This window comes from Arthrobacter sp. MDT2-34-1, assembly GCF_059091365.1.
Map to the genome: position 1 here is coordinate 18540 of NZ_JBNHGO010000004.1, position 14477 is coordinate 33016.

Below are 14477 nucleotides of genomic sequence, written 5' to 3' on the forward strand. Positions count from 1 at the left end.
AGTTCTAGATCTCCATCCCGAAGTGCTGGCTGAAGCGGATGTCGCCTTCGATCATGTCGTGCATGTCCGGGACGTCGTTGCGGAACATGAGGGTGCGTTCGATGCCCATGCCGAAGGCGAAACCGGAGTAGACCTCCGGATCGATGCCGGCAGCGCGCAGCACATTGGGGTTGACCATGCCGCAGCCGCCCCACTCGATCCAGCGGGGGCCGCCCTTGGCGCCCGGATGCCAGATGTCCATCTCCGCCGAGGGCTCGGTGAACGGGAAGTAGGCCGGGCGCAGGCGGATCTTGGCCTCGGCGCCGAACATCTGCCGCGAGAAGTGCTCCAACGTGCCGCGCAGGTCGGCCATCGTGAGCCCCTTGTCCACGGCCAGTCCTTCAAACTGGTGGAAAACAGGCGTATGGGTCGCGTCCAGTTCATCGGTGCGGAACGTCCGGCCCGGGCACAGCACGTACACGGGCAGGTCCCGTTCCAGCATGGAGCGGACCTGCACCGGCGATGTGTGGGTCCGCAGCACCAGGTGCGCCTCGGGCGGTTCCACGAAGAAGGTGTCCTGCATCTCCCGTGCGGGGTGGTCCGGCTTGAAGTTCAAGGCGTCGAAGTTGAACCACTCGGATTCCACCTCCGGCCCCTCGGCGATCTCCCAGCCCATGCCGACGAAGATGTCGCTGACCCGTTCCTGCAGCATGGAGAGCGGGTGCCGGGCACCGGCGCGGCGGCGGCGCGGAGCCGCGGTAACGTCCACTGCCTCCTCGACGAGGATCTGCGCCTCCCGTTCGGCCTCCAGTTCGGCGGTGCGGGCGGCCAGCGCCTGGTTGATGCGCCCGCGGGCCGGACCCACGATCTTGCCGGCAGCCGCCTTGTCCTCCTTGGCCAGCTTGCCGATTTCACGGTTGGCCAGGCTAAGCGGGGACTTCTCGCCGGCGTGGGCGAGCCGGGCAGTCTTGAGCCCGTCCAGGTCGGAGGCAGCCTTGAAAGCCATCACCGCCTGCTCGACGGCGGCGGCTACCGCGGCTTCGTCGAGGGGGCTCGGCACGGGTGGCTCCTGGGCTGGGGGTGTCACGTCAGACATGTGCTGTGGGGACCTCGGAATAGGTTAAAGGGTTTCCGCCCGCGTACGGGCAACCAGTCCAGTCTAGTTCACGGGCCGGCACCGACCCGAAACGCTTACGATGGGCCCATGACGCCGTCCGAGAAGCTGCGTGCCGCCTGGAACCTGCTCAACGGCTCCACCCTGTTGGGGCTGACCCTCGCCGCCGCGGTCCGCTGCAGCCTTCATCCCGGACCCCATGGCCTGATCCTGGCCCACGGCTTTCGGCCCGGGCTGCCGAAGGCCGCTGCCTTTACCGTGGGCAACGTGGTGCTGTTCCGCGACGCTGCGGCCGGGCTGGCCGGCAATCCGGTGCTGCTGGACCACGAATCCCGCCACAGCAGCCAATATGCCTGGTGCCTGGGCCTGCCGTTCCTGCCGCTGTACGGCTTCGCTGCCGCCTGGTCGTGGTGGCGGACCGGCGACCCGGCGTCCCGGAACATCTTCGAGCGGCTGGCCGGGCTGCAGTCCGGCGGCTACACGGAGCGGCCGGTGCGGCGAAGGCCTGGACGGCGCGGGCCAGGGCGGCGCGGGCCTGGACGGCGCGGCTCGCGGACCGTGCGGGCGGCCGGCTGAATTTCCTGCGGAAGCCCCCTCCTGCCCCTGTCGCCTGGTTCGAAGGTGTGTTCTACTTAAAGCATGAGGTGGTCCTCCCAGCAAGCGGAACCAGGCGCACTGCTCCCGTTGTCCGGACTCGTCCGGAGCGTCCAGACCCCCGGTTTCGCCGGCATCACATTCCATGAGGTCATGGCCAAGTCGGCGCTGAACCGCGTGGGCGCCGGCTCGCGGATGCCGTTCGAATGGACCATCAACCCCTACCGTGGCTGCAGCCACGCGTGCGTGTATTGCTTCGCCCGCAAGACGCACAGCTACCCCGATTTGGACACCGGGCTGGATTTTGACAGCCAGTTGGTGGTCAAGGTGAACGTGGGCGAGGTCCTCCGCCGCGAGCTTGCCAAACCGTCGTGGAAGCGCGAACACGTGGCCATGGGCACCAACACCGATCCTTACCAGCGGGCCGAGGGCCGCTACAAGCTGATGCCGGAGATCATCAAGGCCCTGGCCGGGTCAGGAACCCCGTTTTCGATCCTGACCAAGGGCACCTTGCTGGCCCGTGACCTGCCGCTGCTGCGTGCGGCGGCCGGGGACGTCGAGGTCGGCATGGGGATTTCGCTCGCCATGACCGACGCCGGACTGGCGCGCCGTGTGGAGCCGGGAACACCCACGCCGCGTGCCCGGCTCGAGCTGATCGCCAAGCTCAGCGACGCCGGCCTGCCGTGTTCGGTGATGGCCATGCCGATCCTGCCCTGGCTGACGGACTCGGAGGACGCGCTCGACGGGCTGTGCGCGGCCGTTGCGGCAGCCGGGGCCACCAGCATGACGGCGGGCGCGCTGCACCTTCGTCCCGGCGCCAGGGAATGGTATCTGCAATGGCTGGCCAAGGAATACCCGCAACTTGTGGGCAAGTACCGCCGCCTCTACGACGGCGGCACGTATGCCGCCAAGGACTATCGGGTCTGGCTGGCGGACCGGGTCCGGGAAGCCAAGCGCCGGCACGGATTGGAAAACGCTGCCCGGCTGCGCGACGTGCCCGTGCGGCCACCGGCGGAAAGTCCGGCAGCGCCGTCGGGCACGCCGGCCGCAGCGGGACAGGCGACGTTGTTCTAAGTGTCCGGGCAACGCTTCGGCCCCGGCAGGACGACGGGTTTCCGGCGGGAGCCGTTACGCGGGACGGGCGGCGGTGCGGCCTGCAGCGGTCAGCACGGCTTCGAGGATCGGAAAATCGGCGGGAATCCACGGCAGGGCCGCGGCTTCTGCCGCCTCCAGCCGGACCCAGCGCAATTCGTCGTGGTCTTGCAGCGGCTTCGGCAGCCCGTCGGTAATGTAGGCACACCATACGCGCATGGCCGCCGCCTCATTCAGCGGCCAGCCCTGCGGGAGCGGACCGGAGACTTCGACTCCCAGCTCTATTCCGACCCCCAGTTCCTCGCGGATTTCGCGGCGCAGGGCGTCTTCGCAGCTCTCCCCCGGCTCCACCTTGCCGCCGGGAAACTCCCACAGGCCGGCCAGCGCCTCCGGCGCGGTGCGCCGGGCGGCCAGTAATCTGTTCGGGGCGTCGCGGGCGTCGAGGATGGCTGCGCCGACAATCTGTTTCAGGCTCGTTTGCACGCGGTTCAGTCTACGGGGCGGGTCCGGCCCGGTTCCCACGGCCCCGGACTATGCCGCAGACCACAGGCCACACGGGTCCGGAATGGGATGCCGTGCCGTCGCGTTGCCGTACAGTGGCAGCCGGTGCCCGCAACTGCCGCCCGTGCCCAGGCCCCGGCATGCAGGCTTGCGCCGGCGCCCAGTTGTCCGTCCGACCGAAAGCCGATCATGAATTCCCCGACACTCGTCACCGCACGGAGGCAGACCGAAAACCGCCGGACGGCGTGGGCCATCGTCGCCTTGGCCATGGGCGGCTTCGGCATCGGCACGACGGAATTTGCCATCATGGGCCTGCTGCAGAATGTGGCGGCCGGCCTGGACGTCTCCATCCCGGAGAGCGGGCACCTGATTTCCGCCTATGCCCTGGGCGTGGTGGTCGGCGCGCCGCTGCTCGCAGCCCTCGGAGCCAAGCTTCCGCACAAGTACATGGTCCTGGGGCTGATGGTCCTGTTCACGCTCGGGAACCTCTCGTCGGTGTTCGCGCCCGACTACGCCACGATGCTGGCCACCCGGTTCATTTCCGGTCTTCCGCACGGCGCCTATTTCGGCGTGGCCGCCGTCCTGGCCGCCTCGCTGGTCTCGCCGACCCGCCGCGCGCAGGCGGTCGCCATGGTCATGCTCGGGCTCTCGGTGGCCAACGTCGTCGGCGTCCCGTTGGTCACCTGGCTGGGCCAACAGTACGGCTGGCGGCTGATGTTCGTGGCCGTGGGCATCGTCGGCGCGGTGACGATATTGATGCTCCAGCGCCTGGTTCCCTTCACCCCCGCGCACGCGGAGGCCGGCATCCGTCGGGAACTCGGCGCCCTGAAACGGATCCAGGTCTGGTTGGCGCTGTTGATCGGCGTGGTCGGCTTCGGCGGATTTTTCGCGGTGTATTCCTACATCAGCCCGACCATGACCGAAGTGACAGGCCTGGCCCCGGCCGCCCTGCCGCTGATTGTCGGCCTCTACGGCCTGGGCATGGTCGTCGGCACCTTCATCGGCGGCAAGTTGGCGGACCGCTCGGTGATGGGGACCATCTACCAGGTGATGACGGCGATCATCGTGATTCTGGTGTTCTTTTGGGCGGCCTCATCCATTGCCGCCCTGGCGATTCCCCTCGTGTTCCTCCTGGGGGCCGCAGGATCGAGCCTGATCCCGGCCCTGCAGACACGCCTGATGGACGCCTCCCCCAACGCCCAGACCCTGGCCGCCTCGCTGAACCATTCGGCGTTGAACATGGCCAATGCCCTCGGCGCTTTCCTGGGCGGCCTCGTGATCTCCTGGGGCTGGGGATATGCCGCGCCGGCGCTGGTCGGCGCCGGGCTGGCATCCTTGGGGCTGGTCATCGCCGCTCTCAGCGGGGCGCTCGAGAAACGGCGCAGCCTCGCCTGAGGCGGATCGTGCGGCGGGCCGGCCGGCCAACAGCTACCCTGCAGGCCCGCGTCGACGCTGGGACCTCGCGGAGGCGTACAGGCAGACGGTGGCCGCCGTGCCGACGTTCAGGCTTTCGGCCTGGCCGTAAACCGGCACGGCGACCCGATGGTCCGCGGCGGCCAGTTCTTCCGACGACAACCCTTGGGCTTCGTTCCCAAAGAGCCAGGCGGTAGGCGCCGCGAGATCCGGCAGGCTGCCGGCCACGCCCTCGTCCCCGGCCGCGGGAGTTTCTCCCAGCCGGGCCAGGGCGCTGCGGTCCTGCAAATCGTCCAGATCGATGGTGCCGTAGCCGTCAGCTGCCAGCATGGTTGCGCCGGCGGCGCGCACGGCCGCCGCCACGTCACCGAAATCGTGACCGTTCACCACCGGAAGGTGGAAGAGTGATCCGGCCGTGGAACGGACGGCCTTGGGATTGTAGATGTCCACGCTGGAGTTGGTCAGGATCACGGCATCGGCGCCGGCGGAATCGGCCGCCCGCAGGATGGTGCCGGCGTTGCCCGGGTCCTGCACCCGGACCATGACCGCCAGCAGCCGGGGTTTGCTGTGCAGGACCTCGTTCAGCGGCCGGTCCAGGTAGTGGCAGACGGCCACGATCCCCTGCGGGTTGACCGTGTCTGCCATTGCCGCCAGCACCGCATCGGTGGCCAGCCGCAGCGGCACGCCGTCGGCGAGGTCCGCCAGTTCAGGCGACCGGTCCAGGCAGGCTTCGGTGGCGAAGACCTCGGCCACGATGCCGCTGTTTCCGGCGCCAAGATGCGCCCGGTGGGCGGACAGGGCCTCGCGGACAGCCTGCGGGCCTTCGGCCAGGAATTGGCGGCGCTTTAAACGCACCGAGCGCCCGGCAAGCTTTGCCACATCCCTGACCCGATCGGCTCGGGGGTTGGACATGATGGCTTGCGGGCGCCCGGTAGTGCTCATACAGCGACTATAACGTCGCCACATAAGCGTTTATGCATCCGGTGCTTATTCGGCAACCTTCTGGCGGGCCTCGCCGCCGGCGGGCTCGAAACCGGCAGCCTTGGCGGCCTCCACGGACTCGAACCAGTACACGGGAGTGGTGTTCTCGTACCAGGTAGAGCCCGGGACGTGGTACTTCTTGGACTGGTTGCCCTTGATGGTGTAGCCGGCGGGAGCGTCCTCGCCGTCAACAGCCTTCACGGCGCCGGCAACTTCTCCGCCTTCAGCGGCGGGCGCGGCAGCCTTGGCGGCGGCCGGAGCGGCCTTGGCGGCGGCGACAGGCTTGGCGGCGGCGGTCTGGCGCTCTGCCGGAGCCGAAGTGTCGGCCGGCAGGGCGTCCTTGGCTACCTGCACCAGAGCGGCGAAGGCGCCGGCGTCGGACACGGCCAGCTCGGCCAGCATGCGGCGGTCGACCTGGACCTCGGCGGCCTTCAGGCCCTGGATGAGGCGGTTGTAGGTCAGGCCGTTGGCGCGGGAGGCAGCGTTGATGCGCTGGATCCACAGGCGGCGGAAATCACCCTTGCGCTTGCGGCGGTCGCCGTAGCTGTACACGAACGAGTGCAGCAGCTGTTCCTTGGCCTTGCGGTACAGGCGGGACCGCTGTCCGCGGTATCCGGCAGCCCGGTCCAGGATGACCCGGCGCTTCTTGTGGGCGTTGACCGCCCGCTTCACACGTGCCACGTGCGTACTCCTTTTGATGATTGGTGCCCGGTGCTCGGCCGCCGCAATCGGCGGCCGGGGGCAAAACTAGCTGGATGGCCCTTGCGGCGTCGCCGCGCGGACCAGAGGGGAGAAAATCAGATGCCGAGCATCTTCTTGATGTTGCGCACGTCGGCCGGAGCAACGATCTTGTCACTGGCAAGGCGTCGGGTCAGCGTGGAAGGCTTGTGCTCCAGGTAGTGGCGGCGGTTGGCCTGCTGGCGCTTGAGCTTGCCGCTGCCGGTGAGCTTGAAGCGCTTCTTGGCGCCGCTGTGGGTCTTCTGCTTCGGCATGGCTGCCGTTCTCCTTACGTCTCCTCGGGTCGCTGCCGACCGTCGGCTCGTGCGGTGCCGCAAAACGGGCACCGGCGGTTTACTTGTCTACCGGCACCGGGCACTGAACCGTGCCCGGCGGTTGCCGGATGCTCTCTGTACGGTCTTAGTTCTTGGAACCGGACCGGCCAGCAGGTTTGGGTGCTGCAGGCCGCGCTGCCGGCTTGGGCCGGGCGGCGGGCTTGGGTGCCGCGGGCTTGGCCTCTGTGGCGGGCGCCGCGGGCTTCGCCGGAACCGATGGCTTGGCCTCGGCCGCCGGCTTAGCCTGCGCGGCAGGCTTCACCTGAGCCGCTGGCTTCGCCTGGGCGGCCGGCTTGGCCTGGGCGGCCGGCTTGGCCTCGGCGGCAGGCTTGGCCTCGGCTTCCGGCTCGACCGCAGGCGTGGCCTCGACCTCAACCTCGGGCTCGGCCGCAACCGCAGCCTCGGCTTCCGGCTGCTCCGCGGGCTCGGCCTCGGGCACAACCTCAACCTCAACCGCAGGCGAGGCATCGGCCGGCGCAGGTGCTTCGGCGGTTTCCTCCGGCTGGTTTGCCATTGCGGCAAGGCCTTCCGGCATAAGGTCGCCCAGGCTCTGCGTCAGCGGGTCCTGGTCGGCGGAGGTGTCCACCTTCTGCTTCTTGGCCTCGTTCGTTGCCTTCGCGTCGGCCTTCTGCGCGGCCCTGCGGGCTTCCGCCTTGGCTTCGGCCTTGTTCTTGGTCGGGCCGATCACCATGACCATGTTGCGGCCGTCAATGCGGGGAGTCGATTCGATCACGCCGACCTCGGCGACGTCCTCGGCGAACTTCTGGAGAAGGCGGATGCCCATTTCGGGGCGCTGCTGTTCGCGGCCGCGGAACTGGATCATGGCCTTGACCTTGTCGCCGGCTGCGAGGAACCGCAGCGCGTGGCCGCGCTTGGTCTCGTAGTCGTGCTTGTCGATCTTCAGGCGGAACCGGATCTCCTTGAGCACAGTGTTCGTCTGGTTCTTGCGCGCCTCACGGGCCTTGACCGCAGCCTCGTACTTGTACTTGCCAAAATCCATAAGCTTGCACACCGGAGGCTTTGCCTGCGGTGCGACCTCAACCAGGTCAAGATCCGATTCCGTGGCCAGGCGCAGGGCATCCTCAATACGGACGATCCCAACCTGTTCGCCGTTCGGTCCGACTAACCGCACCTCGGGAACGCGGATACGATCATTGATTCTTGGCTCGCTAATGTGTGGCTCCTGTCACTAATATCGGCTGCCGCTTGCAATGAAAGAAGGCCCCCCATTGCAAACGCAATCGAAGGCCTCGAAGTGGCGGCAGGCGGAAACAAGCTAGGGTTCCACCGGCTGGCCCGGGCACCTCACGCGAGGGTTTCCGGCTACAGCCTGCCGACCTGGACCCGGCAGCTCTGGCTAGCCATACCGACGGGTGGGAGAGGACTCCGCTTGCAGATCGGATCCTGCTCCGCACGTGCTGTGAGGCACATAAGTAACGGGATCCAATTGGTCTGTGACAAGCTTACCAGTATGAGCAGCTCAGATAACAATCCGCAGACCGACGGCCACCGCCACAGCTTCGCGCCCGACGCCGGTCCTGCCTCCAGCCAGGAACAGGAAGTCCTGGGCCAGATGCGCGACATCGCCGAAGTACCGGCCGTGGAAGTCATCACCACCGCGGCAGTCCATCTGATGAGCGCCGCCGCGGTTAAGTGCGGCCTGGCCGCCGGAGACGACGCCGAAGAGCTCAAGGACCTGGACGAAGCCCGCAAGCTGATCACCGCCTTGGCGGGGTTCGTCACCGCTGCCGCGCCGGAAATCGGCAGCCAGCATGCCGGCCCGTTGCGCGATGGCCTCCGGTCCCTGCAGCTCGCCTTCCGCGAAGCATCGGTCATCCAGGACGATCCGGGCAAGGGCCCGGGCGAGAAGTTCACGGGTCCGGTCAACTGACCGGCCCGGGCTCCCAGAACTGAACAAGGACGACGCCGGTGCCACGCACCGGCGTCGTCCTTTGTCTTTGCGCTTCTGGTTGCGGCGTTCGCCGGCGGGGTTCAGCGGGTGAACTTCAGCTCCAGCGAATCAACCCGTTCGGCAAACTCTTGCCGGGACTGGAGCCGCTGTTGGATCCGTCCCGCCAGGGCGCCCAACTCCTCGCGCCCCAGCCCGTCCCGCACCTGCAGGACCAGGCGCAGCTCCGGGCCGTGGCCGCCGCCGGCCACCACGGCTCCATCTGCCGCCCGGACCGCGATCCCGGTCCCGGGCTCCACGAACGAGGCCATAACCGCCTCCTCGCCGCCCGTGGCCTCGGCCACCCACTCCAAGAGCGCCGGATCGCGGTAGGAGGGCACCCACTCGTGCTGTTTGGCCAACGCCCACACTGCCGGCCGCCGGACAACGAACGTCAGGGCGGCGCCCGGATCCATAACCATCAGTTCGGCGTCTTCGGACACGGCCGCCAAGGCCGCCCGCGGCGCCTCCACGGCGACCGGCCGGGCCTGGGGATGCCAGGCTTCCAGGGCGGCCGTGTTACTGAACACCGGCAGCGCCCGGCGCCCATCCGGCGCCTGCAACGTCACCACGGCCATGTCGGCCTGTTTATCCGCTGTCAGGCCGTGGCTGCCCTCGGCCTCTTCTCCCAGCGTCGCCACGATGGGCACGAAAACGCGGGCGTTCGCCAGGGCAGCCACTACTTCCGCTTCGCCGCCGGTTCCGGCGGCAAGCCATTGCAGCGCCGCCTCGTAGCCGGGATCCGCGCTGCCGTCATCGTGGTCGAACTGGTGGAGCGGGTTTCCTTCACCGCTCAGGTCCCGTCCGGCCCAGCTTTGGCCGGCCGAGTCCCCCGCCCCGCCGGCTCCCGCCAGCGCGGCGGCGATATGGGCGGGCAGTTGCTTCTTGCCCATGCTGGTCCCTCAGCGCCGTCCCGCAACATCGAGGGCTTCGGGCAGCGTGAACTTGCCCGCGTACAGTGCCTTGCCCACAATCGCTCCCTCGACTCCGGCCGGAACCAGGTCGCGCAGCGTCCGCAGGTCATCCAGGCTGGAGATTCCGCCCGAGGCAACCACCGGCTTGTCGGTCCGCTCGCACATCTGCCGGAGCAGATCCACGTTGGGTCCGCGCAGCGTCCCGTCCTTGGTCACATCGGTGACCACGTACCTCGAGCAGCCGGCGTCTTCGAGGCGGGCCAGCACCTCCCAGAGGTCGCCGCCATCCTGCGTCCAGCCGCGGGCCGCGAGCGTGGTGCCGCGGACATCGAGGCCGACGGCGATGGCGTCACCGTGCCGGGCAATGGCGCGTGCTGTCCATTCCGGGTTTTCCAGCGCGGCGGTGCCCAGGTTGACACGCGCGGCCCCGAATTCAAGCGCGCGCTCCAATGACGCGTCGTCGCGGATGCCGCCGGACAGCTCCACCTTGATTTTCAGCTCGTCGGCGACGCGGCGCAGCACTTCCGTATTGTTGCCCCGGCCGAACGCCGCATCGAGGTCCACCAAGTGCACCCATTCCGCCCCGTCGTTCTGCCACGCCAGCGCAGCCTCCAGCGGATCCCCGTAGCCGGTCTCGCTGCCGGCTTCGCCTTGGACCAGCCGGACGGCCTGGCCGTCGGCAACGTCGACCGCGGGCAAAAGTTCAAGGATGGAGGTTTGGTTCGTCATGGTTCTTCCGCTTTCTGCGCGCCGTCAGCGGGCGCGGGATGGGTGTGGTTACTCGGCCGGTCCGAGGGTGAGCAAGTAGGCAGCCAGCAGCGACAGGCCGGCCAGGATCCAGAAGACGATCACCAACCACTTGGGCAGCCGCTGCTGCCGGAACGAGATGGCGCCGCCGGCCAGCAGCCCGGCCAGGCCCATCAGGAGGATGCTGCCCATGGCTACCTCAGCGTCTTCAACCAGTTGCGCAGCAGCTCCGCGCCGGCGTCTCCGGACTTTTCCGGATGGAACTGGGTAGCACTCAGCGGACCGTTTTCAACGGCCGCTATGAACGGGGCGCCGTGCGTGGACCAGGTCACCAGCGGCGGCGTCATCGCGGGTTGGGTGACGTCGAAGTTCCAGTGCTGCACACCGTAGGAGTGCACAAAGTAGAAGCGCTCGTCTTCGATCCCGGCAAACAGCCGGCTGCCCTCTGCGGCGTCCACGGTGTTCCACCCCATGTGGGGCACGACCTCCGCCGGCAGCGCTTCCACGGTTCCCGGCCATTCCCCGACGCCCTGCGTGCGGACGCCATGTTCCACGCCTTCTTCGAACATGACCTGCAGGCCAACGCAGATTCCCAGCACGGGCCGGCCGCCGGCCACCCGGCGCCCGATCCAGCGAAGCGCGTCCACGGACTTGAGCCCCTGCATGACCGTGGCGAAGGCGCCGACGCCGGGAACCAGCAGGCCGTCTGCGTCGAGGACGTCGTCGGAGGCATGGCTCAGCGTGACGTCGGCACCCACGTGCTCCAGCGCGCGGACTGCCGAGCGGACGTTCCCGGAACCGTAGTCCAGTACGGTGACCTTGGGCGCAGCCGTCACAGGGCTCCCTTCGTCGAGGGAATGCCCTCGACACGTGGATCGGCTTCGACGGCGGCGCGGAGTGCCCGGGCGAAGGCCTTGAACTGGGCCTCGACGATGTGGTGGGGGTCCCTGCCGCCCAGCACGCGCATGTGCAGGCAGATCTGGGCGTGCAGTGTGATCGATTCGAACACGTGGCGGGTCAGCGATCCGGTGAAATGTCCGCCGATCAAGTGGTACTCCTGGCCTGCCGGTTCTCCCGTGTGCACCAGGTAGGGCCGGCCGGAGATGTCCACGACGGCGTGGGCCAGCGCCTCGTCCAGGGGCACCGTGGCTTCGCCGAAACGGCGGATCCCGGCTTTATTGCCCAGCGCTTCCTTCAGCGCGTCGCCGATGGTGATGGCGACATCTTCGACGGTGTGGTGCGCGTCGATGTGCGTGTCCCCGCTGGCCTTCACCGTCAGGTCGACGAGCGAGTGCTTCGCCAGGGCGGTGAGCATGTGGTCGTAGAACGGCACGGTGGTGCTGATCTCGGAACGGCCGGTGCCGTCGAGGTCCAGTTCAACCAGCACGGACGACTCGCTGGTAATGCGTTCGAGGCGTGCGGTACGTCCAGTGGTGGTTTCCACGGTCATGGGAGTCCTTTGACGAATTGGTCGACCGGCGCGAGCCGGTTCGCTCTTACTAGTTTAGGAGACGGGGCTCGCCACGAGGGCCTTGATGCCGTCGAGGAAGGCTGTGGTCTCGGCCTCAGTGCCGGCGGTTACCCGCAGATGGCCCGGGATCCCGACGTCGCGGATCAGCACGCCGGCTTCCAGCAGTCCCTGCCACACCGAGCGGGGGTCCTCCAACCCGCCGAAAAACACGAAGTTTGAGTCGGACGGCGCCGGGTCGAGTCCCAGCTCGGCCAGCCCGTCGACAATGCGGTCCCGCTGCGCCTTGATGTCTTCGACGTTGGCCAGCAGCGCATCGGCATGGTCCAACGCGGCCAGGGCCGTTGCCTGCGTGACGGCGGACAGGTGGTAGGGCAGGCGGACCAGGCGCAGCGCATCGGTAATCTGCGGTGCGGCGGCGAGGTACCCGACCCTGGCGCCTGCCAGCGCGAAGGCCTTGCTCATGGTGCGGGAAACGATGAGCCGCTCCCGCCCCGGCAACAGCGTCAGCGCGCTCGGCGTTCCGGCGTGGGCGAACTCGGCGTAGGCCTCGTCCACGATCACGATGGCCTTGGAGGCCTCCCCCGCTTCATACGCCGCCTCCACGACCTCAAGACCCAGGGCGGTGCCCGTCGGGTTGTTCGGCGAGCAAAGAACGACCACGTTTGCCCCGGAGTCGGCCACAGCGGCGGCGGCAGCGTCCGGGGACAGCGTGAAGTCTGCCCCCCGCGGGACGGCCAGATAATCCGTGTCCGTCCCGCTGGCCAGCAGCGGGTACATGGAATAGGTGGGCGGGAAGCTCAGCAGGGTGCGGCCGGGGCCGCCGAAGGCCTGGAGGATTTGCTGCAGGACCTCGTTCGATCCGTTGGCGGCCCAGATGTTCTCTGCGGTGAGGCCGTGCCCCAAGTAGCCGGCCAGCGCCGTCCTCAGCTTCGTGAACTCGCGATCCGGATACCGGTTCAGACCCGCGGCAGCCTCGCTGACGGCCGAGACGATGGCCTGACGGACAGCATCGGGCAGGCCATGGGTGTTTTCGTTGACGTTCAGGAGGACGGGAACCTCCAGCTGGGGCGCGCCATACGGCTCCAGGCCCCGGAGATTTTCCCGCAACGGCAGGCGGTTCAGGCGTTCTAGCTGCTCACTCACCGGTCCAGTTTAAGCTTCGGCCCGCCCGGGGCAGGAATCGGGCGGGCCGAAGCAGCTCATATTACGGCTGCCTCAGCGCGCCGACGGGACCAGCAGCTGCTGTCCGGCATGGACGACGTCCCCCTGGAGACCGTTCAGTTGCGCGATCTCGAAAATGACATCGTGGGGGTTGCGGTCCGGGGCGGACTGCACTGCGATGTCCCACAGTGTCTGGCCGCTGACGACCGTGACGGTCGCCGCCGGTCCAGGTCCCAGCCCCCCGGCGGCGGCCATTGCCGGAGCCGTGAAGAAACCGATCAGGGTCAGGGCTGCGGCCGCGGCGAGCATCAGCGGCAGGCCGATCAGCAACAAACGGCCGCGGCGGGTCAGCCGCAGGCCTGTGCTGGTACGAAGGCCGGCGGGCTGCGGTGCGAGCTGGGCGGACATGGTGCCACCTTTCCGATATTCGATCTATTTCGGCTGGTTTCGATCGTCTTGCAACGATATTCGAACGTATCTTCGAATGCGTCTCTTACAGTTTTAGCACTGGTGATCGAACATTGTCGAGACTCAGTCGAACAAATGTTTGAAATTCGCTACCGCCTCGCCTAGCGTTGTAAGCGTCGGGCGGCAGTAAGAGCAGTGCATCAGCCGCCACCGACAAAACAGTTGAGACAACAGTCCATGTGCGGTTCCGCTACGGCGCCGGCGCAGGGACCACTACGGGGAGACCGGGGCCGGACATGTCGGAAGAGACCACCACCACTGCCGGAGCGAAGCGACGCGGCCGGCCCGTCAAAGTGGGGCGCAGCCTGACGCCGCGGCAGAAGAAGATTCTGGAAACCATCCAGCGCTCCGTCATGTCCCACGGATACCCTCCGTCCATGCGCGAGATCGGTGACACGGTCGGTCTGGCAAGCCTGTCCAGCGTCACGCACCAGTTGGCCCAACTGGAGAAGATGGGCTACATCAGGCGGGACCCCAAGCGTCCCCGTGCCATGGAAATCCTGACCCCGCTGACACTCGAGCACGGGGGTGTGGAAATCGTCGGAGTCGATGAACCGCAACAGCTGCGCAGCTCCAGCGGCGTCGCCGTATCCGAGCTGACCACGTCATCCGACACGGCGATGGTGCCGCTGGTGGGAAGGATCGCAGCGGGCGGGCCGATCCTGGCGGACCAGGCGGTCGAGGACGTCATGCCCCTGCCGCGGCAACTGGTGGGACACGGCGAGTTGTTCATGCTCAGGGTCTCGGGCGATTCCATGATCGATGCGGCCATCTGTGACGGCGACTGGGTCGTGGTCCGCCAGCAGCACACGGCCGAGAACGGCGACATCGTGGCGGCGCTGCTCGACGACGAAGCAACGGTCAAGACCTTCCGGCAGCGCGACGGCCATACCTGGCTGTTGCCGCAGAATACCCAGTACGAACCGATTCTGGGCGACCACGCAACCATCATGGGCAAGGTTGTCTCGGTGATGCGGGCCCTCTGACGCGCCCGGTCTCCCCGGTCCGCGCTGCAGCCACCCCGGGATCCCCTGCCCGCACG

Annotated in this window: 18 protein-coding genes; 5 read left to right on the forward strand and 13 right to left on the reverse strand. The window is 67.9% G+C overall.

Annotated features, from left to right (window positions below):
- Positions 1-4: 4 nt before the first annotated feature.
- Entirely contained in the window at positions 5-1075 is a 1071-nt protein-coding gene (gene pheS, locus AC5RVV_RS15930) for a phenylalanine--tRNA ligase subunit alpha (RefSeq protein ID WP_494002376.1), read from the reverse strand.
- Positions 1076-1183: 108 nt separating this feature from the next.
- Between pheS and AC5RVV_RS15935 the strand changes: the two genes are divergently transcribed.
- Complete coding sequence (locus AC5RVV_RS15935; protein ID WP_494002377.1) at positions 1184-1669, forward strand: hypothetical protein; 486 nt, start codon at positions 1184-1186, stop codon at positions 1667-1669.
- 63 nt (positions 1670-1732) lie between these two features.
- Positions 1733-2761: an Rv2578c family radical SAM protein gene (locus tag AC5RVV_RS15940; RefSeq protein WP_494002378.1), complete on the forward strand. Its 1029-nt coding sequence runs from the start codon at positions 1733-1735 to the stop codon at positions 2759-2761.
- Between the two features lie 54 nt (positions 2762-2815).
- Here the strand turns inward: AC5RVV_RS15940 and AC5RVV_RS15945 are convergent, their stop codons facing one another.
- Positions 2816-3262 carry a (deoxy)nucleoside triphosphate pyrophosphohydrolase gene (locus AC5RVV_RS15945; RefSeq protein WP_494002379.1) on the reverse strand — a complete coding sequence of 149 codons (447 nt, stop codon included), beginning with the start codon at positions 3260-3262 and terminating at the stop codon, positions 2816-2818.
- A gap of 207 nt (positions 3263-3469) precedes the next feature.
- On the opposite strand from AC5RVV_RS15945, the gene AC5RVV_RS15950 reads away from it, so the two are divergent.
- Positions 3470-4675: an MFS transporter gene (locus AC5RVV_RS15950; protein ID WP_494002380.1), complete on the forward strand. Its 1206-nt coding sequence runs from the start codon at positions 3470-3472 to the stop codon at positions 4673-4675.
- A gap of 33 nt (positions 4676-4708) precedes the next feature.
- Here the strand turns inward: AC5RVV_RS15950 and AC5RVV_RS15955 are convergent, their stop codons facing one another.
- The 4 genes from AC5RVV_RS15955 to infC all read right to left on the reverse strand — a co-directional run bounded on the left by AC5RVV_RS15955 (position 4709) and on the right by infC (position 7858).
- Positions 4709-5635 carry a TrmH family RNA methyltransferase gene (locus tag AC5RVV_RS15955; RefSeq protein ID WP_494002381.1) on the reverse strand — a complete coding sequence of 309 codons (927 nt, stop codon included), beginning with the start codon at positions 5633-5635 and terminating at the stop codon, positions 4709-4711.
- 45 nt (positions 5636-5680) lie between these two features.
- Complete coding sequence (rplT, locus tag AC5RVV_RS15960; RefSeq protein ID WP_494002382.1) at positions 5681-6355, reverse strand: 50S ribosomal protein L20, sunset domain variant; 675 nt, start codon at positions 6353-6355, stop codon at positions 5681-5683.
- A 116-nt stretch (positions 6356-6471) separates the two neighbouring features.
- Positions 6472-6666 (reverse strand): 50S ribosomal protein L35, encoded by a 195-nt coding sequence (rpmI, locus tag AC5RVV_RS15965; RefSeq protein ID WP_493977772.1) that lies wholly within the window; start codon positions 6664-6666, stop codon positions 6472-6474.
- A 145-nt stretch (positions 6667-6811) separates the two neighbouring features.
- Positions 6812-7858 carry a translation initiation factor IF-3 gene (gene infC / locus AC5RVV_RS15970; RefSeq protein WP_494002383.1) on the reverse strand — a complete coding sequence of 349 codons (1047 nt, stop codon included), beginning with the start codon at positions 7856-7858 and terminating at the stop codon, positions 6812-6814.
- A gap of 339 nt (positions 7859-8197) precedes the next feature.
- Between infC and AC5RVV_RS15975 the strand changes: the two genes are divergently transcribed.
- Positions 8198-8617: a DUF1844 domain-containing protein gene (locus AC5RVV_RS15975; protein ID WP_494002384.1), complete on the forward strand. Its 420-nt coding sequence runs from the start codon at positions 8198-8200 to the stop codon at positions 8615-8617.
- Between the two features lie 101 nt (positions 8618-8718).
- Here the strand turns inward: AC5RVV_RS15975 and AC5RVV_RS15980 are convergent, their stop codons facing one another.
- The 7 genes from AC5RVV_RS15980 to AC5RVV_RS16010 form a co-directional block, all read right to left on the reverse strand.
- Positions 8719-9567, reverse strand: coding sequence for an SseB family protein (locus AC5RVV_RS15980; protein ID WP_494002385.1), 849 nt, complete (start codon positions 9565-9567; stop codon positions 8719-8721).
- A gap of 9 nt (positions 9568-9576) precedes the next feature.
- Positions 9577-10317 (reverse strand): bifunctional 1-(5-phosphoribosyl)-5-((5-phosphoribosylamino)methylideneamino)imidazole-4-carboxamide isomerase/phosphoribosylanthranilate isomerase PriA, encoded by a 741-nt coding sequence (priA, locus tag AC5RVV_RS15985; protein ID WP_494002386.1) that lies wholly within the window; start codon positions 10315-10317, stop codon positions 9577-9579.
- A 48-nt stretch (positions 10318-10365) separates the two neighbouring features.
- The gene (locus tag AC5RVV_RS15990) at positions 10366-10527 is read right to left on the reverse strand and encodes a hypothetical protein (protein ID WP_494002387.1); all 162 of its coding nucleotides are present in this window, start codon (positions 10525-10527) and stop codon (positions 10366-10368) included.
- 2 nt (positions 10528-10529) lie between these two features.
- On the reverse strand, positions 10530-11171 hold the full coding sequence (gene hisH, locus AC5RVV_RS15995) for an imidazole glycerol phosphate synthase subunit HisH (protein WP_494002388.1): 642 nt from the start codon (positions 11169-11171) through the stop codon (positions 10530-10532).
- Complete coding sequence (hisB, locus tag AC5RVV_RS16000; protein WP_494002389.1) at positions 11168-11785, reverse strand: imidazoleglycerol-phosphate dehydratase HisB; 618 nt, start codon at positions 11783-11785, stop codon at positions 11168-11170. Before hisB ends, hisH begins: the two co-directional genes overlap by 4 nt.
- 54 nt (positions 11786-11839) lie before the next feature.
- Positions 11840-12949, reverse strand: a complete 1110-nt coding sequence (locus AC5RVV_RS16005) for a histidinol-phosphate transaminase (RefSeq protein WP_494002390.1) — start codon at positions 12947-12949, stop codon at positions 11840-11842.
- A 72-nt stretch (positions 12950-13021) separates the two neighbouring features.
- A complete protein-coding gene (locus AC5RVV_RS16010) occupies positions 13022-13375 on the reverse strand; it encodes a LysM peptidoglycan-binding domain-containing protein (protein WP_494002391.1) in 354 nt (117 codons plus the stop codon).
- Positions 13376-13671: 296 nt separating this feature from the next.
- Between AC5RVV_RS16010 and lexA the strand changes: the two genes are divergently transcribed.
- Entirely contained in the window at positions 13672-14421 is a 750-nt protein-coding gene (gene lexA / locus AC5RVV_RS16015; protein ID WP_493977762.1) for a transcriptional repressor LexA, read from the forward strand.
- Positions 14422-14477: the final 56 nt, after the last annotated feature.

What these genes read in the sequence shown, in the direction of transcription:
- priA (WP_494002386.1), bottom strand. Translation starts at nt 10,317, where the DNA reads ATGACGAACCAAACCTCCATCCTTGAACTTTTGCCCGCGGTCGACGTT.
- AC5RVV_RS15975 (WP_494002384.1), top strand. Translation starts at nt 8,198, where the DNA reads ATGAGCAGCTCAGATAACAATCCGCAGACCGACGGCCACCGCCACAGC.
- AC5RVV_RS15935 (WP_494002377.1), top strand. Translation starts at nt 1,184, where the DNA reads ATGACGCCGTCCGAGAAGCTGCGTGCCGCCTGGAACCTGCTCAACGGC.
- AC5RVV_RS16010 (WP_494002391.1), bottom strand. Translation starts at nt 13,375, where the DNA reads ATGTCCGCCCAGCTCGCACCGCAGCCCGCCGGCCTTCGTACCAGCACA.
- rpmI (WP_493977772.1), bottom strand. Translation starts at nt 6,666, where the DNA reads ATGCCGAAGCAGAAGACCCACAGCGGCGCCAAGAAGCGCTTCAAGCTC.
- AC5RVV_RS15940 (WP_494002378.1), top strand. Translation starts at nt 1,733, where the DNA reads ATGAGGTGGTCCTCCCAGCAAGCGGAACCAGGCGCACTGCTCCCGTTG.
- hisB (WP_494002389.1), bottom strand. Translation starts at nt 11,785, where the DNA reads ATGACCGTGGAAACCACCACTGGACGTACCGCACGCCTCGAACGCATT.
- pheS (WP_494002376.1), bottom strand. Translation starts at nt 1,075, where the DNA reads ATGTCTGACGTGACACCCCCAGCCCAGGAGCCACCCGTGCCGAGCCCC.
- AC5RVV_RS15990 (WP_494002387.1), bottom strand. Translation starts at nt 10,527, where the DNA reads ATGGGCAGCATCCTCCTGATGGGCCTGGCCGGGCTGCTGGCCGGCGGC.
- AC5RVV_RS15955 (WP_494002381.1), bottom strand. Translation starts at nt 5,635, where the DNA reads ATGAGCACTACCGGGCGCCCGCAAGCCATCATGTCCAACCCCCGAGCC.
- lexA (WP_493977762.1), top strand. Translation starts at nt 13,672, where the DNA reads ATGTCGGAAGAGACCACCACCACTGCCGGAGCGAAGCGACGCGGCCGG.
- AC5RVV_RS15950 (WP_494002380.1), top strand. Translation starts at nt 3,470, where the DNA reads ATGAATTCCCCGACACTCGTCACCGCACGGAGGCAGACCGAAAACCGC.
- AC5RVV_RS15980 (WP_494002385.1), bottom strand. Translation starts at nt 9,567, where the DNA reads ATGGGCAAGAAGCAACTGCCCGCCCATATCGCCGCCGCGCTGGCGGGA.